We start from the raw sequence: 24623 nt of genomic DNA on the forward strand, positions 1-24623 counted from the left end.
TGGCTTTTAACTTGGCAAAAAACAAAACCGAAATAACCATCCGTTCCAGCGCAGCGGAATACCTGACCTATGTTGCCTCTGTGGGTGACCAGCAGGACAGCATTGATATGCGCTACGAAGATGAAAATATATGGCTGACACAGAAGATGATGGTCACATTATATGGTGTTGGTTTGCCAACGATAAATGAACATATTAAAAAGATTTATGCAGATAGTGAATTAGAAGAGTCTGCAACTATTAGGAATTTCCGAATAGTTCAAACCGAAGGTTCACGTCAGGTGACTCGTGATACAAAGCATTATAATCTTCAAATGATTATTGCTGTTGGATTCAAGGTAAACAATGAGCGAGCTGTACAGTTTCGCAAGTGGGCTAACCGTATCGTTAAGGACTACACCATCATATGATCAAACAGCAAAAACGACCAAGCAGTTCTTTGCAAAGGTTCAAAATAAGATGCATTATGCAGTTCATGGACATACAGCAGCGGAGTTGATTTACGAGCGGGCTGATGCTGATAAGCCACATATGGGATTAACCACTTGGGCAGCAGCGCCAGAAGGAAAGATTGTAAAAAGTGATGTGAGTATTGCGAAGAATTATCTTTCGGAGAAGGAAATGCGTTCGCTGGAGCGTATTGTATCTGCTTATCTGGATTTGGCAGAAGACCGTGCGGAACGTCACATTCCGATGACGATGGAGGACTGGTCAAAGCGACTTGATTTATTTTTGATGGCCGATGACAGAGAGGTTCTTCAAGATGCAGGAAAAATCACTGCTGAGATTGCCAAGGCAAAAGCTGAAACTGAATTTGAAAAATATCGTGTCATTCAAGACAGATTATTTATGGCTGATTTTGATAAGTACATGTTGGAACTGGAAGAGAAAGCAAAAAATAATGGCTAGTCTCAGTGCGAGATTATGAAATGCGAGGAAGCGCTGAAAGTATGGTATTGTTAAACTATGTCCGAGGTGATTTTTGTGATGTTGAATAAAATTAGTTTTAAGCTGTCAACAGAAACTTTTGGGTGTGATAATGAGCCTACGGATGTAGTTGAAATCTATATTGATGGAGATAATCTGCGTAAAAAGATTTCATGCGGATTACCATTGTGGCCGTCGGAATTATATACAAGTCTTATGAGAAGTTTCTTTTTGGAGGGTGAACCGGTCAACATATTTGTATGTGGTTGTGGATGTGTTGGTTGTGGAGATACCGAGGTTCATATTGATGAAACGGAACGTTTGGTTATTTGGCATGATTTCATTCACGATTCTAAAACCATTGAGTTTAATCAGATATTTGTTTTTGATCGAGAGCAGTACTATTCTGAGGTAAATAAAATACTTGAATGGGTTGGAGATACAAGACTTGTTCATTATCTAGGAAATGTGTTTACTGTATGGTCTGATGAGCTGCGTTTAAGATATTTGGCAGATAATCTTAGTTGCTCATGTGCTCTAAGATATGATTTCAAGTCAGAAATTTATTTTGGGCGGGAAGAAGTGTTGAATGCGCTGAAGTTAGAGTTCGCAGAGGGTGCATATAAACAAAAAGAAACTCAAAATTTTTTCTACAGAATAGGTGGCTTTCATAGAAGAATGAAAGCAAAAGGATATAGTGACAAGTATCTGGAGTTATATCATCATGAAAGTCTAACTGAAGCAGTTATGCATGTGTTTTATAATACTGATTCAGATGGAAAAATCAATGATATATTGCTCAGAAGAAATATAGAGCGGTGAATTAAAATGTTGAGGAGGTGAAAGTGATAATGGTTACATTTAAATTGATAGAAGAAACAGACGAGTACTTAATTTACTGGTATTATACTAATGGTAATGAAAGCCTAAAACCGGGAATAATCATCGTTGATAAAATTAACGGTAAGATTGATATTACAGAGCTTGCCGAGGATGATTGGGAACGTGATATATCTGTTGAAGAGCTAAATGAATTAGCTGAATCAGTCAATAGGGAGATACGTGAAGAAGGAGGAACGGATTTTCTGGAGCTTGCAACGGAACCGGAGCATAGCGTATTTTTTGGAGACCATGCAGTAAATGCAATTTGGGATAAATTGCGTGAAGGAATTGTTCCGAAAAAAGGTGCTCGGGCTTGGTATTGATGAAGCGTTGAAGCAGTGATTTTGCTCTATTTTGAATAAGGCAGGAAAGAAAATTTTATCCTTGCTGGCAGCATAACAGCATAGCATTACAAGGCGTTCTACATGATTGCGGTAGAACGTCTTATTCTTCAAGAAAGATTAGAGAATTTTCATACTGTTCTTGATATTATCGCAATTATCTGATAATATAAGACCGTAAGATTTTGCACGCCTGCTTGGAGTACGGTCGTCGCAGCGTCATTGAGAACGCCTTATGTATTATTGAAGTAGTACATAGGGCGTTTTTTTTAGGAAGGGAGGTGAAGTAATGCAGACAAATGAAGCAAGTCAAGAAAGTGAAATCAAGCAGGTCATCCGCAGCCTTTGCATGATGAACAACAGGTTTATGAACTTTATGCTTGATGACAACAAAGAAGCAGCGCAGGTTTTCTTGCGCGTAATCCTGGGAGATGATAAAATTAAGGTGAGGAATGTCAGGATACAAAGCTTTATTCAAAACATCTACGGACATTCTTCGCAGTTGGATATCCTGGCGCAGGATAGCGAGGGACGCTATTTTAACGTAGAGGTACAAAGAAGCGATGAAGGTGCTCCGGCAAGACGCGCCAGATTTTACAGCAGTATCCTTGATACACACTTCCTGCAACCAAGTAAGCTTTACGAAGAGCTGCCGGATACCTACGTAATTTTTATTACAGAGAATGATGTCTTGCGCGATAATCTGCCTTTGTATAATATAAGACGCAGAATAGATGAAAATGCGAAATGCTTTGAAGATGGTTCGCATATCATTTATGTCAACAGCCAGCGTCGAGATGATACAGCGTTGGGTAAACTGATGCAGGATTTATATTGTACAGAGCCTAAAAATTTACATTACCATGAATTTGCCGATCGCATGGAGTTTTTGAAATACAGCAAGGAGGGCGAAGAAAAAATGACTGACGTAATTGAAGAATATGCTGCAAGAAAAGCCGAAGCAGCAGCGAAGGCAGTTGAAGAAAAAATGACTGATGTAATTGAAGAATATGCTGCAAGAAAGGCAGAAGCATTAGCTAAAGAAGCAGCAGAAGCAATGGCAAAAGAAAAGAAGATTGAATTTGCCAAGGATTTGCTGGCTGAGGGTATGAGCATTGAGTTTACCGTTCGTCTTTCCAAGCTGTCGGAAGCAGAGGTGCGCGAGCTGGCCTCCAAGCTGAGCGCGTAAAAGCATAATAGCATAGCATTACAAGGCGTTCTACATGATTGTGGTAGAACGCTTTTTTTATATAAACGCTCTCCGCATTCTCCATGATTTATGCTATAATAAACTACAAGTATGTTTGCAGGAGGTTGCCATGTTTGCTGTTAATGTTGCGATAAATTTACCGGTAAAAAATTTATTCCGTCAGTTTACTTACAGTGTGCCGGAAGCACTGCAGTTTATAGACAGCGGCTGGCGTGTAGTTGTTCCCTTCAGTGGCCAGAAGGTGGAAGGCTTTGTGGTAGAGCGTGTGCCGCTGCCTAGTGATGAAGTGCTGAGAAGTAAGCTGAAGCCTGTAGAGGCAGCCTTGGGCGATACTCCTTGGTTTGATAAGGAAATGCTGGCTACTGCCAAATGGATGGCAGATTATTATATGTGTTCGCTGGCAGAGGCGATGCGCCTTTTTGTGCCGGGTAAGTCGAGCATTAAGCGACGTGCCGTGCGTGATGCGCAGGGACGTTTGCTTTATTATGTTTATAATGAGCGTTTGCAGGAAAAAACAGTGCTGGCCTACCGCATCAATGCCACAGGCAGGAAAGCGCTGGCCAAAGGAGTACTTGCCAAACGCGCCAAGGGGCAGCATGCTGCGCTGGGCGTACTGGCGCAGGCTGCGGGAGCACTTAGCGTAAGCGAGCTGGCGCAGCAGGGTGTGAGCTCCGCTGTGGCGCGCGCATTAGCGCAAAACGGTTTGGCGGACGCAGTGCAGAAGCGTGTGCTGCGCAACAGCTACAACACGGTGCAGGAGCGTGGCGAAAGCCTGCAGCTGACGGCGGAGCAGCAGGATGCTGCTGTTAAAATCAATCAGGCGATAGATGTACAGCGTGCGCAGTCGTTTTTGCTGCAGGGAATTACCGGCAGCGGCAAGACGGAGGTTTATCTGCGCGCGGCGGCTCATGCTGTGGATGCAGGCTGGCAGGTGCTGATGCTGGTGCCGGAAATTGCGCTCACAGCACAGCTGGTGAAGCGCTTTCAGGCGTGGTTCGGCAGCGAAATTGCTGTGGCGCACAGTAAGCTTTCACAAAACGAAAGAGGCGACGTGTGGTACCGCATGCGTACAGGCAAGGCAAGGGTGCTGATTGGTGTACGCAGTGCTGTGTTCGCTCCGTTTGAAAAGCTGGGCTTGGTGATTGTCGACGAGGAGCACGAGGGCAGCTACAAGGAGGAGGACCACCGTCCGCATTACAATGCGCGTGATGTTGCCCGCACCCGCTGCCGCCTGACCGGCGCAGCTTTGGTGCTTGGCAGTGCCACGCCGGATTTATGCACGTATTATAAGGCACTGCAGGGCGAATGTACACATTTGCATCTTACGTCACGTCCTAATGGTGCTGCTTTGCCAAAGGTTGAGATCGTGGATATGCGCAAGGAACTGGAGGCACGCAATTTCAGCGTGCTGTCGCGCGCGCTGCAGCAGGCGCTGGTGATGACGGCGGCGGCGGGGGAGCAGGCGATTGTCCTCTTGAACCGCCGCGGCTATTCTACCTTTGTGATGTGCCGTGACTGCGGCCAGACGATTACCTGTCCGCATTGCGCTGTAGCAATGGTTTACCATAAGAAAAACGAGGATTTGCGCTGCCATTACTGCGGTAACACGATGCCGCTGCCGCAGGAATGCCCGAACTGCCACAGCCGCCGCATCAAATATTTCGGCAGCGGTACGCAGAAGGCGGAAGAACAGCTGCAGCAGCTGCCGGAGGTGCGGGTTTTGCGTATGGATCAGGATTCGACTGTGGCGAAGTTTGCACATGCCGATATCCTGCGGCGCTTTGCCGACGGTGCAGCCAATGTTTTGATAGGCACGCAGATGGTGGCAAAGGGGCATGATATTCCCAATGTAACGCTGGTGGGAGTGCTGGCGGCGGATAGCACGCTGCATCTGCCGGATTACAGGGCATCCGAGCGCGCCTTTTCGCTGCTGACGCAGGCGGCGGGGCGTGCGGGACGCGGTGACAGGCCGGGACATGTAATCTTCCAAACCTATGATCCGGATAACCCGATTCTGCAGCTGGCGGTGACGCAGGATTACGACACCTTTGCCAAGCGTGAGCTGCAGGAACGTCAGAACTATTTTTATCCGCCGTTCGCCCAGATGCTCAAGCTGCAGATAGTGGATAAAGATGAGGGGGCAGGACTGGCATTGGCGCAGCAGGTTGTCTTTTATCTGCAGAGCTTGAAGCTGCAAGGCAAACTGGAGGATTTGCTGATTGCAGGACCGTTTCCCTCACTGGTGGCGAAGGCCTATGATCTGTACCGCTTCAATGTGCTGCTGAAGGCACAGGACCTGCGTGAGACCAAGGAAGCGCTGTTGAACAGCGAATTTAAGGAAAAGCCTAATTTGTACTTTAATGTTGACCCTGTAAGTGTAATTTAACATGGTAAATGATTGTATAAAAACAGAGTTTGTGTTACAATATAGGAAATTTAACACTGCTAATACCGGTAGAATGTTGCAAAAAATCTGCCGGTGTCAGCAAATTGATTAATGGGAGTAATTGTTTATGAGCATGCAGATGGAATTTATCAAGGTTCTGCCGTCGCCGCAGGCCTTAATGGAGGATTATCCGGTAAGTAAGGCTTCTAAGCTGCTGAAGCTGCAGCGTGACGAGGCTATAAAGAATATTTTTACAGGCAAGGATGACCGCTTTTTGCTGGTTATCGGTCCTTGCTCCAGCGATAACGAGGATGCTGTGCTGGACTATGTTTATCGTCTGGCTAAGCTGCAGGAAAAGGTACAGGATAAAATTTTTATCGTACCGCGTCTGTACACCAACAAGCCGCGTACTATCGGCGTAGGCTATAAGGGTATGCTGCACCAGCCTTCTCCCGAGGGTGAAGAGGATATGCTGGGCGGTATTATCGCCATCCGCAAAATGAACGTGCGCGTGGTAGAAGAAACAGGACTGACTGGTGCAGAGGAAATTCTCTATCCTGAGGTTTTCCGCTATCTGTCGGATTTGCTGAGCTATGCCGCAGTTGGCGCGCGCTCCAGCGAGGATCAGCTGCACCGCATGATTGCCAGCGGCGTAGGCATTCCCGTAGGCATGAAGAATCCTACCAGCGGCGATTTGTCTGTTATGCTCAACAGTGTGGCGGCAGCGCAGCATGAGCAGGAATTCCTGTTCCGTGGCTGGGAGGTACGCACCAAGGGTAATCCGCTGGCGCATTCTATTCTGCGCGGCTATGTTGACCCCATCGGCAACAGCTTTCCCAACTACCATTATGAGGTGCTGAAAATCGTTATTGATATGTATGCAGAACGTCAGCTGCAGAATCCGGCGATTATTGTGGATACCAACCACGCCAACTCCGGCAAAAAATATCTGGAGCAAATCCGCATTGCTAAGGATATCGTGCATTCCCGCAAGCTGAACGCTGATATTAACAGAATCGTCAAGGGTCTGATGATTGAAAGCTATATCGAGGACGGTGCTCAGGGCGTACATGACGGCGTCTATGGCAAATCTATTACCGACCCCTGCCTGGGCTGGGAAAAAACGGAAAGATTGCTGCTTGACCTGGCGGAAGAATTGTAAACTGATAAGTATAAGCTGCTGCAGCGAAGGCTGCGGCAGCTTTTTTGCATGCAAAAAAGACCGCCTGCTTCAGCGGGCGGCCTCTAAATTTTCTTAGCTATTAAAATGTTTCCAGCAGCTTGTAGCCACGACCGATGAGGAAGGTGGCGGTTTCCGGCTCGTTGGTTTTGAAAACTACTACCGGCTTAACGTTATCACGGTTAAAGGAAATATACAGATAAGAAATGTCGATGTTGGCACCGTGAATAGCGGCAAGAATTCCGTCCAGATAACCCGGAGTATCGTTCATCTCTACGGCAATAACCTTGTCCTGACGGCATTGATAGCCTTCTGCCTTAAGCACCTCGATAGCAGTTTCTGCCTTGTCCACAATCAGGCGCACAATGCCGAATTCCGCACTGTCATTGGCCAGCATAGTGTAAATATTGATATTGGCTTTAGCAAGAATGGTGGTGATTTTGAACAAACCACCCTCGTTGTTTTCGGTGAATAAAGAAACCTGGTTCAGCATATGTAAAAATCCTCCCTAAATTATCATAAAGCGGGCTGTACTGTTGTCAGTTTTTGCTTGCTTAATAAAAGATTATAGCACAAAATTTGATGAGAAGAAAGAGGCTTTTGTAAAGTTATCTTTACCTGACGCAAGCTATTGTGAAGTGAAAGAGGACAAAAATAATATTTGTTTTTGTTTTGAAAGAAGCAAATAACAGGTTTTTGGGTTAAGGTTGATGCTTGCTAACCATTTCAATCTTTAGCGTAAATGTTTCAGTAGACTTCTGGTTGAAACGAATAAAGATTTCAAATTACTTGATTTTTCGTATGAAAGTGCTATAATAATTCTTGCAATATATGAACAAGCATCGAAGTGTTTGCAAGAAGGCGGAGGTTGATAATATGGGTATGAAAAAATTATTAGCAGTGTTATTTTCAGCTTTGCTGCTCGTAGGCGTTGCCGGCTGCGACGACAGTAATTCACAGCAGGGAGCCGTAACACAAAAGGTGATGAACGCTAAAAGCAAGCAGGATTTTGAGCCTGTGACGGAAATCAAGGAAGGACGCAAAAACGTTTATGCCGTACTTAAGGTTATGAAGGGTAACTACTGGGAAGAAGTTATCCGCGGTATTAAGGACGGTGCAGCCAAGGCTGACGTTAACGTTTATGTAGGCGGCGTTATGAAGGACGGCGACTGGGAGCTGCAGCGCGATATGGTCAAGGAGCTTCCCGGCAAAAAAGCAGATGCAGTTATTCTTGCTCCGGCGGACAGCTCCAATATGACGGCAAGTGCGAAAACACTGCGCGAGCAGAAGCTGCCGGTGTTTTTGGTTGATACTGCACTCAGCAGCAATGATTATGATGCAGCCTTCCTTACCAACAATCTCGAAGCCGGCGCCGAGGTTTGCCAGCAAATGGTAGAGCAGATGAAGGCTAACGGTGTGAAGGAATCCGAGGAGGCAACAGTTTTGGTACATGTCAGCACCTTGGCCAGCACTACGATTGCCGACCGCTTGAACAGCATTATGGCAAATTGGGGTAAATTTGCTCCTGCAAGCTGGAAAATCGAACATGATTATATTATTAACTACGGTGATGAAGCGGGCGCTGTTAAGCTGGTTGCCGAAAAAATCAAAAACACTCATAATGTTAAAGGCATTATTGCCTGCAACAACGGCTCCACCAATGCAACTGTGGAGGCTGTAATGGCTGCAGGTCGCAAGGATGTTGCCGTTACCGGTTTTGACCTTGGCAAAAAGACTTTACTGGGCTTGGAGGACAAGAACTATAGTATTGCCGTTGCCGTACAGAATCAGTACAAAATGGGCTACGAGGCTGTGATGGCTGCCGCTGCTGCAGCAAAAGATGGCAGCAAGCCGGCACAGAAGCTGGTGAATACTGGTATCAGTATGGCAGATAAAAATAATTATAAAAAATAGATAACAAAAAAGCTTAAGAGCCTTCTGCTTCTGACGGAAAATCCGCCTGACGCAGAAGGCTTTTGCTGTTTGGGCATAAATATATGAGGAAGCCTGCACAGAGAATTTGTTTTTTTCTGTAGTAATGTGTTATAATGAACTATTGGAATAGCTACAAGGAGGAACAAAAATGGCTAAGTTAAAAATAGTGATTGCCGGCGCTCCAGTGCTGCGTGAGGTAGCTCAACCGGTAGAGCGTATAGATAAAAAATTGCAGCGTCTGCTGCGTGATATGGCAGAAACAATGTATGCGGCCGACGGCGTAGGCCTGGCAGCACCGCAGGTGGGTGTAAGCAAGCGCGTAGTAGTTATTGACGTAGGCGAAGGCCTGTACGAGCTGATTAACCCTGAGATTGTTAAACGTGAGGGCAAGGTGTTGGGCAGCGAAGGCTGTCTTTCTGTGCCTGATTATGAGGGCGAGGTAGAGCGCTCCGAATATGTAGAATGCGAATTCACTGACAAAACCGGTCAACGCATGCTGCTTTCCGCAAGCGGTCTGTTGGCTATCTGCATTCAGCATGAGCTGGACCATCTGGACGGCATTCTGTTCATCGACAAGGCTAAAACCATTTCGCCTAAGCAGAAGGAAAATCCCGAGGATGCCGTAAGATAAATCCTAAGCGGGATATGAAAAAAGATATACGGAGGAAAACAAATGCGTATAGTATTTATGGGAACACCGGATTTCGCAGTCGGCAGCTTGCAGGCGCTGTGCGAAAGCGGTAAGCATGAAATTCTTGCGGTAGTAACTCAACCGGACCGTCCAAAGGGACGCGGCAACAAGCTGCTGCAAACACCGGTTAAAGAATATGCGCTGGCGCAGGGCCTAACTGTTTACCAGCCGCAAAAGGTAAAAACTCCTGAATTTGTTGAGCTGCTGCACGAGCTGCAGCCGGAGCTGATTGTCGTAGCTGCCTTCGGCCAGTTCTTGAGCAAAGAAATTCTGGAGCTGCCGAAATACGGCTGCATCAACGTACACGCTTCGCTGCTGCCGAAGTATCGCGGTGCGGCACCGATTCAGTACGCTATCATCAAGGGCGAAAAGGAATCGGGTGTAACGATTATGCAGATGGATATCGGTATGGATACCGGCGCTATGCTGGACAAGGTAGTAGTGCCTATCGAAGAAAATACCACAATGGGCGAGCTGCATGACGCTCTGCGTGAGCAGGGTGCGGCACTGCTGCTGCAGGTTATCGACAAGATTGCGGCAGGTACTGCCGTGGCTGAACCGCAGGATAACGAGCAAGCTACCTATGCAACACTTCTCGACCGCAGCATGGAGCATATCGACTGGAGCAAAACGGCGCAGGAGGTACACAACCTTATCCGTGGCTTCAACCCAGCACCCAGCACCTTTACCAAGTTGCCGAACGGCAAGAGCCTGAAAATCTGGGGCAGCAAAATGACTGACAAAAGCAGCGCTGCTGCTGCCGGTACCGTTATCGAAACCGGCAAGCACAGCTTCTTTGTGGCTTGCGGTGAGGGCGTACTGGAAATCACCGAGGTACAGCCCGAATCCAAAAAACGTATGCCGGCGCAGGTTTTCCTGAACGGCCGCGGCGTACAGGAGGGCGACCTGCTTGCCTGAAGCAGGCTGTGATTTGAAGGAGTAATCTTTTAATGAACGAAGACAGTGTATTTAAGCCTAAAAAACGTATATTTATGGCTCTGACCTCCATCAGCGCCATTTTAGGTGCGTTGATGTTTTATGTGGTCTGGAAGGTAACCTTTCCGGGACTTTATGAAATCAGCAGATTTTTGCCGATAGTCTTCGGCTTTTTCGGCGTACTTATAGTGTTGGCGATGCTCAGCGGCGTGCTGGGAATTGTTATGGCGCTGTTGGGAATACCGGTACTCAAGATTTTGTATTTTTGGGCGTGGAAGGCAATTAATATTCTTTTCCCCTTTGCGGTAGTACTGGGACGCTTGTTCAACATTCCCCGTGACCGCATCGAGCAGTCCTTTATTGAGGTCAGCAACAATCTGGTGCTGCAGCATAAGGTGAAGGTGCCTGCCAACCGAATAATGATTTTAACACCGCATTGTATCCAGCTGGATACCTGCGTACATAAGATAACCCGTAACGTAGAGAACTGCCGTCAGTGCGGACGCTGCAGCGTAGGTGCTATGCTTGGGCTGGCGCACAAATATGGTTGCCATTTTGCTGTGGCTACAGGCGGTACGCTAGCAAGGCAGATGGTTAAGCAGGCAAGGCCGAAGGCTATTGTGGCCGTGGCCTGCGAGCGTGATCTGACCAGCGGCATTCAGGACGTGTTTCCTCTGCCGGTTCTGGGCGTTTTAAACGAGCGTCCCTTCGGTCCCTGCTTTAATACACGGGTAGATATCAATAAGCTGGAAGCAGCAATTTTAGCATTTATGGAAGATGATGAGGAAGAAACAAAGCATGCGGAAGGAACAAAAAGCAAATTATCCTGAAAGCGCCCGCGGAGCAGCGGCGCTTTTGGTGCGTATGGTGCTGGAGGACGGCGCTTATACGAATATCGCTCTGAACCAGTATCTGCGCGGCAGCAGATTGAGTGACCTTGACAGAAGGCTGGCAACGGAGCTGGTATACGGCACGGTAAAGGCCAGCGGTACGCTTGACTGGTATCTGGCGCAGTGCGTCAGCCGTCCGCTGGATAAGGTGGCCGGTGATATTCTGGCGATACTGCGCATCAGCACCTACCAGCTGCTGTATATGACACGCATTCCTGCGTCGGCGGCAGTAAACGAGGCTGTGAAGCTGGCGCGCTCGGTGAGCCATGAGGGCAGTGCCAAGTTCGTCAACGGCGTGCTGCGCGGTCTGCTGCGCAAGCAGGAGGCAGGTGCGTTCGTCCTGCCAGATGCCGAAAAGCAGGATGCCGATTATCTGTCACTGAAATACTACCATCCGCGCTGGTTGGTGAAGCGCTGGCTGGGACCGTGGGGACGCGGCGGCACCGAACGCCTGCTGGCGTTTGATAATACGGCTGCGCCGGTGTGCCTGCGTGCCAATACGCTGGTGACTACGCGCGACAAGCTGTTGGCTGATCTGACGGAAATGGGTGCGCAGGTGCGTGCTTCCGAATGGAGTCCCTACGGCATTGTGGCAGAGCATCTGCCGTCGCTGCATACACTTTTGGCGGCACTGCCGCAGCATTTTTACATTCAGGACGAAAGCTCTATGCTGGTAGCGCCGGTGTTGGCGCCGCAGCCCGGAATGCGCGTGTTGGATATGTGCAGCGCTCCCGGCGGCAAGGCAACGCACGTGGCACAGCTTATGCAGGATAATGGCGAGGTTATCGCCTGCGATATCCACGAGCACAAGCTGGAGCTGATTGCCGAAAACGCTGCCCGTCTGGGTATGAAGAGCGTCAAAGCACTGCAGAACGATGCTCTGCAGCTGCGCAGCGAATGGCTGGGCGCGTTTGACAGAGTTTTGGTTGATGCACCCTGCTCCGGTCTGGGTGTACTGCGCCGCCGTGCGGAAGCACGCTGGCGCAAGCAGCGTAAGGACTTGAAGCTGTTCCCACCGCTGCAGCTGGCAATTTTAAAGAATGCCGCACAGTATGTGAAGGACGGCGGCACTCTGGTGTACAGCACTTGCACGATTGAGCAGAGTGAAAACCATTATCTGGTGGAAGAGTTTTTAACGCAGCATCCCGAATGGCAGCGTGTGGAATTTACGCATCCGCTGACGGGCGAGCAGGTACAGGAGCTGCAGCTTCTGCCGCAGAATGACGGCATTGACGGCTTTTATATCTGTAAGCTGATGAAAAAGCAGTAATATAGAGGTAAGAGAATGCAAGATATTTTTGCTTTACCAATAGAAGAATTACAAGAATTATTTGTGGCGGCAGGCCTGAAAAAGTTTCGTGCCAAGCAGGTGTTTCAATGGCTGTACCAAAAGTCGGTCTTTGATTTTGCCGCTATGCACAACCTGAGCAAGGCCGATATTACCGTGCTGCAGGAAAAATTTACCGTGCTGCCGCGCAGTCTGGAAATTTTGCGCGAGCAGAATTCCTCCGACGGCATGACGAGCAAGCTGCTCTTGGGCTTGCCGGACGGAAATTCGGTAGAAACGGTTCTGATGCACCATGATTACGGCTACAGCGTGTGCGTTTCCAGCCAGGTCGGCTGCGATATGCACTGCGCATTCTGCGCCAGCGGCCTGAAGGGCGCTGTACGCAATCTGACGGCTGCGGAAATCGTGGCTCAGGTTTACCTGTTCAACGAGCGCCTGCGTGAGCAGGGAGCAATGGTGAGCAGAGTGGTGGTTATGGGCAGCGGTGAACCGATGCTGAACTTTGACAGCGTTTTGCAGGCGCTGGATTTTCTGCACCGCGAGGACACCTGCAACATGAGTTACCGCAACATGACGCTTTCCACCTGCGGCATTATTCCGGGTATCAAACGCCTGGAGGAGCAGGGCAAGCCGATAAATCTGGCAATTTCGCTGCACGCGGTAAAAAACGAGCTGCGTACGGCGCTGATGCCTGTCAACAAGGGCTATCCCTTTGTGGATGTGCTGACAGCTGCTGAAAGCTACAGCAAGGCCAGCGGCAGGCAGATAACTTATGAATATATTCTGTTGAAGGGAAAAAATGACAGTCCGCAGGACGCGGAGCTTTTGAGCAATTACCTGCGCTATAAGCAGGCATCTGTTAATCTGATACCGGCCAACCCGGTACCGGAGCAGGGCTTTGAGCGTCCGTCCAAAGCGGCAGTAGAACGTTTTTTGCGCATCCTGCAGAAAAACAGGATTAACGCTACCGTTCGTAAGGAGATGGGCAAGGATATTGATGCAGCCTGCGGTCAGCTGCGGGCTAAATTTGCCAAGGAACAGGAGCAAAAATAATGCAGGTAATCAGCAGAACCCATGTGGGCCTGGTCAGAGAGAATAATGAAGATGCGCTGCTGGTACGCGAGCCTTCTCTTTTTGCCGTTGCCGACGGCATGGGAGGCTATGCGGCAGGCGAAATCGCCAGCAGGTCTACTATTAAAGCCTTTGAGGCTGCGACACACAGCCTGCGCCATGAGCAGGAGGAACAGAATATCCGTAAGGTTATGCTGGAGGCCTTTGACAAGGCCAATACGCATGTTTTCAAAATGGCGGTGAGTAATGAAAGCTATTCCGGCATGGGAACGACGATGACGGCGCTTTATCTGCCGGGGGACGGGCACGGCTACTGTTGCCATGTAGGCGACAGCAGACTGTATCTGTTCCGCAACGACAAGCTGGAGCAGCTGACGCATGACCATACACTGGTAGCAGATTTAAAGGAACAGGGAAAAATCACGGACGAGGAAGCCTTTGTACATCCGCAACGTAATATTTTGCTGCAAGCCCTGGGTGTCGAGGAAACGGTAAAGGCTGATTTCTTCAGCTTCCGTCTGCAGGAGGGTGACAGGCTGCTGCTGTGCAGCGACGGTCTGTCCGACATGCTGCGTGCAGCTGAAATCAGCCGGATTATAGGCTGTGCAGATCCAGAGCAGGCTGCTGACAAGCTGCTGGAGCAGAGCTTGGACAATGGCGGACGCGATAATGTGTCTCTGATTCTGATTGATTTAACTACGCAGGGGGAGGAAAGCTGTAATGGATAAAAATGGCAAGACCATCTTGAACGGACGCTATGAGCTTATTCGTCCGATTGGCTATGGCGGTATGGCCGAAGTCTTTTTGGCCCACGACCAGCTTTTGGACCGTAATGTAGCCGTGAAAATGCTGCGCGACCAGTTCCTCGAGGACAACGAGCTGCTGGAGCAGTTTCGCAGGGAGGCAAAATCCGCGGCGCGTCTGGTGCATCCGTATATCATCAACATTTATGATGTTGTGTCGGAAGGCAGCAACCAGTATATAGTTATGGAATATGTTGACGGTGTTACTCTGAAGGAGTATATGCAGGAGCATAAGCTGAGCCTGAATACCGTTCTGGAAATCGCTGTGCGTCTTGCAGATGCACTACAGCATGCTCATAGCCATAATATTATTCACTGTGATATCAAGCCGCAGAATATTTTGATTGATAAAAATATGAATCCTAAAATCGCTGATTTCGGTATTGCCAAAATGGTCACGAATCAGACGATGGTTTATTCCAAATCGGTGATGGGGTCAGTGCATTATATTTCACCGGAGCAGGCCTGTGGCGGTAAGATTACTGCCAGCAGCGATGTCTATTCCTTGGGCATAGTGCTCTTCGAAATGCTTACGGGTGAGGTTCCTTACGTTGGTACAACGGCTGTTTCTGTTGCTATGATGCATGTAGAAAAGCCTGTGCCGCAGCTGAAGGACTACATGGATAATGTTCCCGAGGGCATGCAGGAGATTATGAACAAGGCGCTGGCGAAGCGCTGTGAGGACAGATACGCTAACGCCGGACAGATGCGACGCGATTTGCTGAACCTGAAGATGAAGCTCTTCCCGTTCAGCAGCGAGGACTATCATCAGGAGCTGGGCGCGGTGAAGTCCAACGGCAATGTTGTCGATAGCCCTGATGACGGTGCTACGGTGATTATGAAGCCGGTGCGCAGTGAGCTGCCGCCGAAGCAGGTAACTCCGGCTGTAACACAAGAGCCGGAAAAAATTCAGGAAAAGCAGGCAGCAATGCTTTCCGAAAAAACAGGGGATGAAAAACCGGTGGTTAAGAAAAAGCTGAATTATACCAAACTGATAGTAATGATTACTGCTGCGGTAGTAGCAATTTCACTGGTAGCGCACTTTATCTTCAACCGCAACCTGGCGGAAATTGAAGTGCCTAATGTTACCAATATGACGGTAGTTGAAGCACAGAAGCTGCTTGAGGAAAAGGAGTTTAAGGTAGAGTTAGAGGAAAAATACGGCGATCCTGATAAGTTTAAGCCCGGTACTGTTATGGAGCAGTCCCCAAAGGCTGGCGAAAAACGTAAGCAGGGCAGCCTTATTATCCTGACCATCTGTAAGGGCGCGGAGCTGAAGGCTGTGCCTGATGTTACAGGCATGTCGTTCTCGAAGGCGGAGCAGCAGCTGCAGGCCGCAGGCTTTAAGGTCGGCAAGGTGACGCGCAAGCATGTGGACGGCGGCAAAATCGGCGCTGTTCTCAGCCAGTCGCCGAAGGGCTTGGACAAGGCTCCTAAGGGAACTGGCATCGACCTGGTAATTAACGAAGGCGATAAGCCGGTACCGGATATTATCGGCAAATCTGTTGACGAAGCTAAGGGTATGCTGGAGCAGGCAGGCCTGAAGCTTGGTGAAATCAAAAAGGTTCAGGATGCCAGTGCCAAAAAGAATGTAGTTCTGGCCTGCAACCCGGGTGTAGGCAGTAACCTTAACGACGGCGCGGCAGTAGCGATTACGGTGGCTGCCGGCGGCGAGAAGAAGAGCGCCTACGTTGACTTTGTCGTACCGAGCGGCAAGCCTGCCAACGTACGCATTGTGCTGACGGATGACAACGGCACGGCAACGCTGTACAGCGGTACACAAAACGGCAGCGTGCGTCTGCGTCAGAAGGTGGAATATGCAGGCAATGCCAAGGTCCAGTTCATCTGTGACGGCAAGCTCATTTCCGAAAGGAACCTGTAAATATGGCAGAGCTGCAGGGCAGAGTCCTGAAAAATTATAACGGCTATTATTACCTTAAGGTAGAAGGCGAAAGCGAGCCCTATACCTGCAAGGTAAAGGGAAAAATGAAGAAAAACCGTTTTTCGCTGGCAACAGGCGATATCGCCTGCTTTGAGGTAAGCAGCAGCGAAAAGCGCGAGGGGATGATTACCGGTGTGCTGCCGCGCAGAAATTTTCTGCCGCGTCCTACGCTGGCTAACCTGGATTTGTTTGTGGCAGCCTTTGCCTGTGCTGCGCCGGACTTCAGCTTTCTGCTGGCAGATAAGCTGCTGGCGTTGGCAGAGCTGGCGAAAATTCCTGCGATTTTGGTGCTCAACAAGGAGGATAACGCTCCTGCGGGCCTGATTGAGCAGGTGAAGGCAGTTTATGAGCCTATCGGCTACGAGGTTTATACTCTGTCGGCGCAGAATGGCACCGGCGTGGAGGCTCTGCGTGAGCGTTTGCGTGGTAAAATCTGTGCCTTTGGCGGACCTTCGGGCGTAGGTAAATCTTCTACGATTAACGCTATCGACAGCAGCGTGGACCTGCGCACGGGCGAGGTTAGCGAAAAAATCGGCCGCGGCAAGCATACTACACGCTATGCACAGCTGCTGCCGTTCGACGAAGGCTATATTGCGGACACTCCGGGCTTCGGAAATCTGCTGCTGGAGGGCCTGACATCTGAAATGGTGCTGGCCTCCTTCCGTGAGTTTGCCGATTATGAGGCAGGCTGCAGGTTCTGTCCCTGTACGCACACGCACGAGCCTGTCTGCGGTGTAAAGGATGCTGTGGCTGCAGAAAAGATTTCTCCCAGCCGTTATGAATCATATTTGACAATGTTAGCAGAGGTAAAACTCCTGCAAGAGAAAGAGGGAAGAAAATGATGATTAAAGTTGCTCCATCAATTTTATCTGCCGATTTTGCATATCTGGCGGACGAAATCAAAAAAATTGAAGCTGCCGGTGCCGACTGGGTACACATCGATGTTATGGACGGCCAGTTTGTACCTAACCTGACCTTCGGTGCTCCTGTAGTGAAAAAAATCCGTAAGGTAACCGACCTGTTTTTCGACTGCCATCTGATGGTAGAAAATCCGGAAAAATATATTGCCGACTTCAAGGCTGCCGGTGCCGACCAGATTGTTGTGCATGTAGAAACCACCAAGCATCTGCACCGCTGCATCCAGCAGATTAAGGCTGGGGGCATGAAGGCCGGCGTTGCACTGAACCCTGCTACCAGCCTGAGTACGGTAGAAGAAATTCTGCCTTACGTTGACATGGTACTGCTGATGACCGTTAACCCCGGCTTCGGCGGCCAAAGCTTTATTGAAGGCGTAGTGCCGAAGATTGAACGCCTGCATGCAATGATTACCGAGCGTGGCCTGAACGTGGATATTCAGGTTGACGGCGGCGTTAACGCCGAAACCTCCAAGCTGGTGAAGGCTGCCGGTGCCAACGTATTGGTAGCAGGCTCCTATGTTTACGGCGCTGAGGATACCGCTGCTGCTATTGCCAGCCTGAAATAGTATTCAGTGATTAGTGAACAGTAAATAGCGTTCGGAGAATAAGAAAAACCGTCCTTTCCCGCTATCTGCAAAAATGCAGACAGGGAAGGACGGTTTAATTTTGCTTTTTGTGTTATTTTTTTTCGCTATCGTTGGCTTTTTGCCAGATATACCACACTGCGAGCGAGCGCCAGGGACGCCATGTTTCCGTAAGCGTATTGATTTTGCCGCGTTTGGGGATTTCGTTAAGATTGAGCATTTTCTGCAGCTCTTTCTTGAAGATAAAGTCGGCACTGGGTACAACGTCTGTGCGGCACAGAGCCAGCAGCAGAAACATTTCGATGGTCCATTGGCCGAGGCCGCGGATTTGCATCAGCTGCTTGGTAATCTGGCTGTCGGTCATATCATCGAACTTATCCATGGTTACGCTGCCGTTGATCACTGCTTCGGCAAAGCTGCGCAGGTAATCCACCTTTTGCTTAACAAGACCGATGCTGAGCAGGTCCTCGGCGGAAGCAGCAAGCACTGCCTGCGGTGTAATGGGATTGCCGGTGAGACCTTCGAGCCTTTGCATCAGCTGCTGGCTGACATCAGGCGGCAACTGTTGGGCGATAATACCGGTCAGTAATATAGTAAAATAAGACTCTTTGGATTTTGGTTTTAACGGACAGGGCGAATAACGGTCAACTAACGGGGCGAGCTCTGGAACGTTTTCACGCAGATAGCGGTCACCGACGGACCAATCTGGGGCTTGGCACATAAGCATCCTCCTTTTGTTTACTTTATTACAATATTATAATACGAAAACGGCGGTTAGACAAACGAAAAAAATGCGAAATAATAGCAATAAAAGCAGTTTTCTATGAACGAAGTCATTCGGATTTGCTTTTTCTTTAAATCATGAAGAAAAATAAAAAACGGCGGCAACGCAGATTAATATTTGCACTTTTTTCTTCAAAGCTGTATAATTAGTCTGATTGACAATCTATATTCGTAATTAAAATGTAAGGAGACGATGAAATGTCTGAAGTCAGAGTAAGATTTGCTCCCAGTCCTACTGGGTATTTACATATTGGTGGTGCGCGTACTGCGCTGTTTAACTGGCTGTTTGCCCGCAAAATGGGCGGCAAGCTGATTCTGCGTATTGAGGATACCGATATTGAACGCCTGAAAGAGGATTCCGTAAGCCAAATCCTTACCAGCCTGAAATGGTTGGGCATCAACTGGGATGAAGGTCCGGAGGCCGGCGGTGAATATGGTCCTTACTATCAGTCCGAGCGCTTTGATATTTACAAAAAATATGCTCAGCAGCTGCTGGACGAAGGCAAAGCATACTACTGCTTCTGCACTACCGAGGATTTGGCTGCACAACGCGAAAAACAACGCGCTGCTAAGCAACCGTTCCGTTATGCACGTACCTGCCGCGATATTCCGGCAGAAGAGGCTAAAGCACGTATCGCTGCAGGCGAACCGTATTCCATTCGTATCAAAATTCCTGCTGAGGGCAGCATCACCGTTCATGACCTGATTCATGGCGAAGTTACCTTTAACATGGACCAGTTCGACGATTTCGTAATTGTAAAATCCAACGGTATTCCTACCTATAACTTCGCTGTTTGTGTCGATGACCATCTGATGGGCATGACTCACGTACTGCGTGCCGAGGAGCATCTTTCCAACACTCCGAAGCAGCTGCTGGTTTACGAAGCACTGGGCTGGGAGCCGCCTAAGTTCGGTCATATGCCGATGATTCTGGCTATGGACCGTTCCAAGCTGAGCAAACGTCACGGCGCAACCTCCGTTGAAGAATTCCGCAGCCAAGGCTACCTGCCGGAAGCTATCATCAATTATCTTACTCTGCTTGGCTGGGGCCCCGGCGATGAACGCGAAATCTTCACTCTGGAAGAAACCGTTAAGCTGTTTGAGCTGGAGCAGATGAGTAAAAAGGCTGCTATTTATGACACCAAAAAGCTCACTTGGATGAACGGCCAATATCTGTCCGAGCTGCCGCTGGAAAAAATTCTGCCGGATGCTAAGCCCTTCTTCGTTAAAGACGGCCTGGTAACCGAAGAATGGTTCAACGATGCTGCCAACGAAGCATACTTTGAAAAGCTCGTAGACGTTGTACGTGTACGTGTTAAAACTCTGCAGGAGGTTGCCGATGCTTCCACTTACTTCTTCAAGGATGTTGAAGAATATGATGAGAAGGGTGTAGCTAAGCACTTCAAGGCAGAAAATATTCCTGTTCTGGAGCAATGCATTGCAGCAATTAAGGCTGATGATGTATATGACCTGGCTTCTACCGAAGCAGCTTATAATAAGATTGCTGCCGATAACGGTCTGGCTCTGGGCAAGGTTATCCATCCGACTCGTCTGGCTCTGACCGGACGCACCGTAAGCCCCGGTATGTTTGACGTTATGGTTCTGCTGGGTAAGGAAAGAACTCTGGCACGTCTGGAAAAGGCTGTTGAGTTCATTAAAAGTTTATGATTGTAAAATAGCGATTGGCGGCTAGTTTTAGCGCGATTGCTTTAATTAAGCAGGAGGGCTTTTCTTCCTGCTTAATTTTTACCAAGGGGTTCAAGGCTTGGGAAATGTTTTTGGAAAGGAGCTGCAGGCTATGAAAATCCTGTTGACAACATTATTGTGCTTATGTTTATCTCTGCCGGTGCTGGCAGACCAGCAGACTACGGTGCTTACCGAACAGACCTCTGTCGGCAAGGCAACGGCAACGCTGCCCTACATCGACGGCAGTAATTCCGCTGAGCTGGAAAAACAGGCCAACGCATTGGTGCGCGATGCTGCAGCTAAGCTGGTCAAGGAGGTAGGCGGTCAGGGAAGTGTAACCTATAAGGTAATGCTGAACCGTCCGAGTCTGGTGAGCCTGCTGCTGGAGGCAGATAATGGCGGACGCAAGGCATATGCCGGACTGAATCTTGATCTGACAACCGGCAAGGAGTTCGAGGTTACGGATTTCTTTGTCGATAATGATAACGTAAAAAATGCTTTGGGCAATTATGATAATGTGCTCTTCGGCGAAGAGGGCTTGTTTGTGCGCAGCAAGAAAAATGCTGCCTACAGCAGCTTTGTGCCCTACAGGGATGTAGTTACCTCTCTGCGCATCGGCGAAGCAGGACGCTTGCTGCAGCTGGCGAAAATTACCGATAAGGCTGCAGGCAAAACACTGCGTCTGCCTGCAAGCGGACTGATGGCGCTGAAGCTGGACAGCAATCCTTCCACCGGCTACGGCTGGCAATTTGCCTGCAGCTCACCGGCAGTAAGCAAGGTAGGCAGCTCGTTCACCATTCCGCGTGGTGACGAGGAAAGAATGGGAGCGCCCGGCGTTGAAATTCTGGTGCTGGCAGTTACCAAGCCCGGTACCTATAATATCCGCATGGATTACAAACGCTCTTGGGAAAAAATGAGCCTGCAGAGCTTTAACTTTACCGTTATCGCAGAATAAGCTAGAGGATGTGTTTATGGAAAAAGCATCAGTTTCTGTAAAAATATATAATAGTACCTATGCATTAACGACCTCTGCTTCCGAAGAACAGGTGCTGAAAATAGCAGCAGAGGTAGACAGAAGAATGCAGGAGCTGGCAGAAAGCAAAAAGCTGCTGCAGACAGATAAAATCGCCATCTGGACGGCGCTTGACCTGGCTGCAGACAGACTGGAGCTGCAGGAAAAATGCGTTGCTCTGAAACAGGAAATGCAGCAGCAATCCGTGGCAGCGGAGCAGAAAATGCAGGAAAAATGCGCTGCGATGGAGCAGGAAATGCAGCAAAAGTGCGCAGCAGCAGAGCAGAAAATGCAGGAAAAATATGCTGCGCTAGAGCAGGAAATGCAGCAAAGAAATGCTGTGCTGGCAGAAGAGCTGCAAAGCCTGCAGGCCAGATATGACAGACTGCTGGCAGCAGTGCGTGAAAGGTAGATAACATATGGAAAAGAAAACAATAGAACTGCTTGCTCCCGCAGGCAGCTGGGAAGCATTGGAGGCAGCGGTAAACGCCGGCGCCGATGCTGTATATATGGGCGGTAAAGCCTTTGGCGCACGTGCCTATGCCAGCAATTTTGATGAAGATGAAATGGCGAAGGCGGTGTATTTTGCGCATATGCACCATGTGCGCCTGTATATTACCGTCAATACTTTGGTTGATGACAGCGAGCTGGAGGCTTTATCCGCTTATCTGCTGTTTTTGAATAACGTGGGCGTAGACGGACTCATTGTGCAGGATTTGGGCGTTATCCGCCTGGCACAGATAATTGTGCCGGAGCTGCCGCTGCACGCCAGTACGCAGATGAGCATTACCAACAGCAGCGGTGTAGACTTCGCTATGGGCGCAGGCATGGAGCGCAGCGTATTGGCGCGTGAGCTGAGCCTGAAGGAAATCGGCGCAGCCTGCAGCCGAGGCAGTGAAATCGAAACCTTTATCCATGGCGCTTTGTGCGTATGCTACAGCGGTCAATGCCTTATGAGCAGTCTTATCGGCGGCCGCAGCGGTAACCGCGGACGCTGTGCCCAGCCTTGCCGTTTGCCGTATAAGCTGCTCAACGCGAAGGATGAGGATATGCTGCAGGGCAAGGATGCAGGCCAGTATCTGCTGAGCCCCAAGGATATGAATACCTTGAGCATTTTGCCGCAGCTGATTGACGCAGGCGTTGTGTCCTACAAAATCGAAGGACGCATGAAGCGCCCCGAATATGTTGCGGTAGTAGTAGATGCTTACCGCCGTGCGATTGACAGCTATCTTGCCGGTGACTACAACGTGCCGGAAGAAGATTTGGCGAATATCGAGCAAATCTTCAACCGTGACTTTACCACCGCTTATCTAGAGCGCCGTCCCGGACGCACAATGATGAGCGACCGCCGTCCCAACAACCGCGGTGTGCTTATCGGCCGTGTAGCTAAGCTGGACAAAAACCGCAATAAAGCGGTTATCAAGCTGGATAAGGAGCTGCATCTGGGCGATGGCTTGGAGTTCTGGGTAAGCGTGGGTGGACGCGTGGGTACCACTGTTACGGATATGCTGTGCGGCGGCAACAGTGTGCAGAGCGCTGCTCCCGGCCAGCAGGTAACGATTGATGTGCCTAACGGCGTACGTTTGAATGACCGCGTTTTCCGTACTCTCGACAGCAGACTGATGAGCTATGCGCAGCAGTTCTTTGGACCGGACGCTAAAAAACGCATTCCGGTAGATGCCGTTGTTACTGCACGTCTGGGCGAGCCCATGACCGTTACGCTGACGGATGATGAAGGCAACGTCGGCTACGGCGAAACCGATTTTATCGTAGAGGCAGCACGCAAGCGTGCGCTGGATGAGGCGGGCGTGCGCAAGCAGCTGGACCGCCTCGGTACGACTGAATATTTCCTGAACAGCCTGCTTTTTGAGCATGACGAAAATGTTATGGTGCCGATGAGCGAAATGAACGAAGCACGCCGTATGGCATGCGAGGCACTGGATGCAGCGCGTCTTAATGCCTTCGCACCGGCGCGCACAGCGGTGCACAGCTTCAGCGAGCAATTAGTGCCGCAGGCACATAAGGCTAAACAGCATGAATCCGTTCTGGTAGTGCATTGCGACAGCGTTGAGAAGGTCAATGCTGCGCTGCAGGCAGGTGCTGAACGCATTCTCTTTGGCGGTGACTGCTTCAATCATCAGCTGCCGTCAGAGGCGGATTATGCCAAGGCTGCTAAACTGGTGCGCAAGGCAGGCCGTCAGCTGGCCTTTGCTACTCCGCGTATCATCAAGGAAGCACAGCTGGCATATTTCGATAAGCTCTTCACTCTGTGGGAAGAGCTGCAGCCGGATTTTGTTTACATCAACAACAACGGCCTGTGGCCCTTGGCGAATAAGCATGCAGCGCTTAATTTGGTAGCAGATATGTCTTTGAACATCTTCAACAGTCAGACACTGCAGTTCTGGCAGGAGCAGGGCGCTGCAGGCGCAGTGCTCAGCCCAGAGCTGACTATGGCGCAGGTAGAGCATCTGGTGAGCGTCAGCCCGCTGCCGTTGGAGTGCATGATTCAGGGACGCTTGGAAATGATGGTTTCCGAATACTGCGTAGGCGGCAGTTTCCTGGGTGCGTTGGATAAGGGTGCCTGCAAGTTTAACTGTGCAGAGCCTTTATTCTTGGGTGACCGCAAGGATGCACGCTTCCCGATTGTTACGGACCAGTTCTGCCGCATGCATATTCTGAATGCGCATGAGCTTTCGATGACTGCCAATGTGCAGCATATGGCGGAAGCAGGTGTAGCAGCGCTGAGAATTGACGGCCGTGATTACGATGCGGCACGCTTGGGCGAGCTTGTGGCACTGTACCGCAAGATTCTCGGCGGTGCGGTGGAGGCACCGGAAAATCTGCCGGGTACTACAAGAGGCCACTATTTCAGAGGCGTAATGTAAAAGCAAATGTCAGCTTGCTAAGCTGAGTAAATTGAATAAGTCAAGGCTCCTGTCAGCAATCGCCGGCAGGGGCCTTTTGTCGCATGTACAATTTGTTTGTCTAAGCATTTTTATATGCTTAATTATAAAAATCAGAGATAGTTTTCAGGCTATAGAAATCATGTGCAGCAGAAAAATTTGCCTGCATCTTTCCGTTCCTGCCTGATTTATGATATAATACTAAAGTTATAGAGAAAAAAGACCATAAGGTCAGAAGATAAAATTTAGAGGAAAA

General features: G+C 49.3%; 21 protein-coding genes and 1 pseudogene. 20 read left to right on the plus strand and 2 right to left on the minus strand.

The features are described 5' to 3' along the window. The first annotated feature begins 11 nt into the window (after positions 1-11). From rhuM to Q7Q81_RS03510, 6 genes and pseudogenes are all read left to right on the plus strand, one after another. A pseudogene (gene rhuM / locus Q7Q81_RS03485) lies at positions 12-909 on the plus strand (RhuM family protein). A 78-nt stretch (positions 910-987) separates the two neighbouring features. Next, positions 988-1749, plus strand: coding sequence for a hypothetical protein (locus Q7Q81_RS03490; RefSeq protein WP_299823404.1), 762 nt, complete (start codon positions 988-990; stop codon positions 1747-1749). Positions 1750-1778: 29 nt separating this feature from the next. Beyond that, positions 1779-2132 (plus strand): hypothetical protein, encoded by a 354-nt coding sequence (locus Q7Q81_RS03495; protein ID WP_304261733.1) that lies wholly within the window; start codon positions 1779-1781, stop codon positions 2130-2132. 307 nt (positions 2133-2439) lie between these two features. Next, entirely contained in the window at positions 2440-3339 is a 900-nt protein-coding gene (locus Q7Q81_RS03500) for an Rpn family recombination-promoting nuclease/putative transposase (RefSeq protein ID WP_304273745.1), read from the plus strand. A 130-nt stretch (positions 3340-3469) separates the two neighbouring features. Beyond that, entirely contained in the window at positions 3470-5746 is a 2277-nt protein-coding gene (gene priA / locus Q7Q81_RS03505) for a replication restart helicase PriA (protein WP_304273747.1), read from the plus strand. 127 nt (positions 5747-5873) lie between these two features. After that, a complete protein-coding gene (locus tag Q7Q81_RS03510; protein ID WP_009145209.1) occupies positions 5874-6908 on the plus strand; it encodes a 3-deoxy-7-phosphoheptulonate synthase in 1035 nt (344 codons plus the stop codon). Between the two features lie 100 nt (positions 6909-7008). Here Q7Q81_RS03510 and Q7Q81_RS03515 read toward each other — a convergent pair whose 3' ends face one another. Then, entirely contained in the window at positions 7009-7419 is a 411-nt protein-coding gene (locus Q7Q81_RS03515; RefSeq protein ID WP_293725075.1) for an amino acid-binding protein, read from the minus strand. Between the two features lie 383 nt (positions 7420-7802). Between Q7Q81_RS03515 and Q7Q81_RS03520 the strand changes: the two genes are divergently transcribed. The 10 genes from Q7Q81_RS03520 (at position 7803) to rpe (ending at position 17965) form a co-directional block, all read left to right on the plus strand. Then, positions 7803-8840: a substrate-binding domain-containing protein gene (locus Q7Q81_RS03520; protein WP_304273749.1), complete on the plus strand. Its 1038-nt coding sequence runs from the start codon at positions 7803-7805 to the stop codon at positions 8838-8840. A 169-nt stretch (positions 8841-9009) separates the two neighbouring features. After that, positions 9010-9492 carry a peptide deformylase gene (gene def, locus Q7Q81_RS03525; RefSeq protein WP_021719674.1) on the plus strand — a complete coding sequence of 161 codons (483 nt, stop codon included), beginning with the start codon at positions 9010-9012 and terminating at the stop codon, positions 9490-9492. Between the two features lie 42 nt (positions 9493-9534). After that, positions 9535-10470 (plus strand): methionyl-tRNA formyltransferase, encoded by a 936-nt coding sequence (gene fmt, locus Q7Q81_RS03530; RefSeq protein ID WP_304273752.1) that lies wholly within the window; start codon positions 9535-9537, stop codon positions 10468-10470. Between the two features lie 32 nt (positions 10471-10502). Further along, positions 10503-11318: a DUF116 domain-containing protein gene (locus Q7Q81_RS03535; protein ID WP_293851485.1), complete on the plus strand. Its 816-nt coding sequence runs from the start codon at positions 10503-10505 to the stop codon at positions 11316-11318. Continuing rightward, a complete protein-coding gene (rsmB, locus tag Q7Q81_RS03540; RefSeq protein ID WP_304273755.1) occupies positions 11287-12648 on the plus strand; it encodes a 16S rRNA (cytosine(967)-C(5))-methyltransferase RsmB in 1362 nt (453 codons plus the stop codon). The genes Q7Q81_RS03535 and rsmB overlap by 32 nt, the downstream gene beginning before the upstream one ends. Positions 12649-12663: 15 nt before the next feature. Continuing rightward, entirely contained in the window at positions 12664-13719 is a 1056-nt protein-coding gene (rlmN, locus tag Q7Q81_RS03545) for a 23S rRNA (adenine(2503)-C(2))-methyltransferase RlmN (protein ID WP_304273756.1), read from the plus strand. Further along, a complete protein-coding gene (locus Q7Q81_RS03550; RefSeq protein ID WP_304266636.1) occupies positions 13719-14465 on the plus strand; it encodes a Stp1/IreP family PP2C-type Ser/Thr phosphatase in 747 nt (248 codons plus the stop codon). The genes rlmN and Q7Q81_RS03550 overlap by 1 nt, the downstream gene beginning before the upstream one ends. Further along, entirely contained in the window at positions 14458-16422 is a 1965-nt protein-coding gene (gene pknB, locus Q7Q81_RS03555) for a Stk1 family PASTA domain-containing Ser/Thr kinase (RefSeq protein ID WP_304273758.1), read from the plus strand. The genes Q7Q81_RS03550 and pknB overlap by 8 nt, the downstream gene beginning before the upstream one ends. Before the next feature lie 2 nt (positions 16423-16424). Then, entirely contained in the window at positions 16425-17324 is a 900-nt protein-coding gene (gene rsgA, locus Q7Q81_RS03560) for a ribosome small subunit-dependent GTPase A (RefSeq protein WP_304273760.1), read from the plus strand. Next, entirely contained in the window at positions 17324-17965 is a 642-nt protein-coding gene (rpe, locus tag Q7Q81_RS03565; RefSeq protein WP_368502106.1) for a ribulose-phosphate 3-epimerase, read from the plus strand. The genes rsgA and rpe overlap by 1 nt, the downstream gene beginning before the upstream one ends. A 112-nt stretch (positions 17966-18077) precedes the next feature. Here rpe and Q7Q81_RS03570 read toward each other — a convergent pair whose 3' ends face one another. After that, positions 18078-18704: a DNA-3-methyladenine glycosylase family protein gene (locus tag Q7Q81_RS03570; protein WP_304273764.1), complete on the minus strand. Its 627-nt coding sequence runs from the start codon at positions 18702-18704 to the stop codon at positions 18078-18080. Between the two features lie 260 nt (positions 18705-18964). On the opposite strand from Q7Q81_RS03570, the gene gltX reads away from it, so the two are divergent. The 4 genes from gltX to Q7Q81_RS03590 all read left to right on the plus strand — a co-directional run bounded on the left by gltX (position 18965) and on the right by Q7Q81_RS03590 (position 24349). Next, positions 18965-20434 carry a glutamate--tRNA ligase gene (gene gltX, locus Q7Q81_RS03575; protein WP_009145224.1) on the plus strand — a complete coding sequence of 490 codons (1470 nt, stop codon included), beginning with the start codon at positions 18965-18967 and terminating at the stop codon, positions 20432-20434. A gap of 130 nt (positions 20435-20564) precedes the next feature. After that, the gene (locus Q7Q81_RS03580) at positions 20565-21407 is read left to right on the plus strand and encodes a protease inhibitor I42 family protein (RefSeq protein WP_304273766.1); all 843 of its coding nucleotides are present in this window, start codon (positions 20565-20567) and stop codon (positions 21405-21407) included. 16 nt (positions 21408-21423) lie between these two features. Continuing rightward, a complete protein-coding gene (gene zapA, locus Q7Q81_RS03585) occupies positions 21424-21876 on the plus strand; it encodes a cell division protein ZapA (protein WP_304273768.1) in 453 nt (150 codons plus the stop codon). Between the two features lie 7 nt (positions 21877-21883). Further along, positions 21884-24349, plus strand: coding sequence for a DUF3656 domain-containing U32 family peptidase (locus Q7Q81_RS03590; RefSeq protein ID WP_304273770.1), 2466 nt, complete (start codon positions 21884-21886; stop codon positions 24347-24349). Positions 24350-24623 lie beyond the last annotated feature (274 nt).

The sequence above is a fragment of the Phascolarctobacterium succinatutens genome (assembly GCF_958453765.1).
In the GTDB taxonomy this organism is placed as follows: domain Bacteria; phylum Bacillota; class Negativicutes; order Acidaminococcales; family Acidaminococcaceae; genus Phascolarctobacterium_A; species Phascolarctobacterium_A succinatutens_B.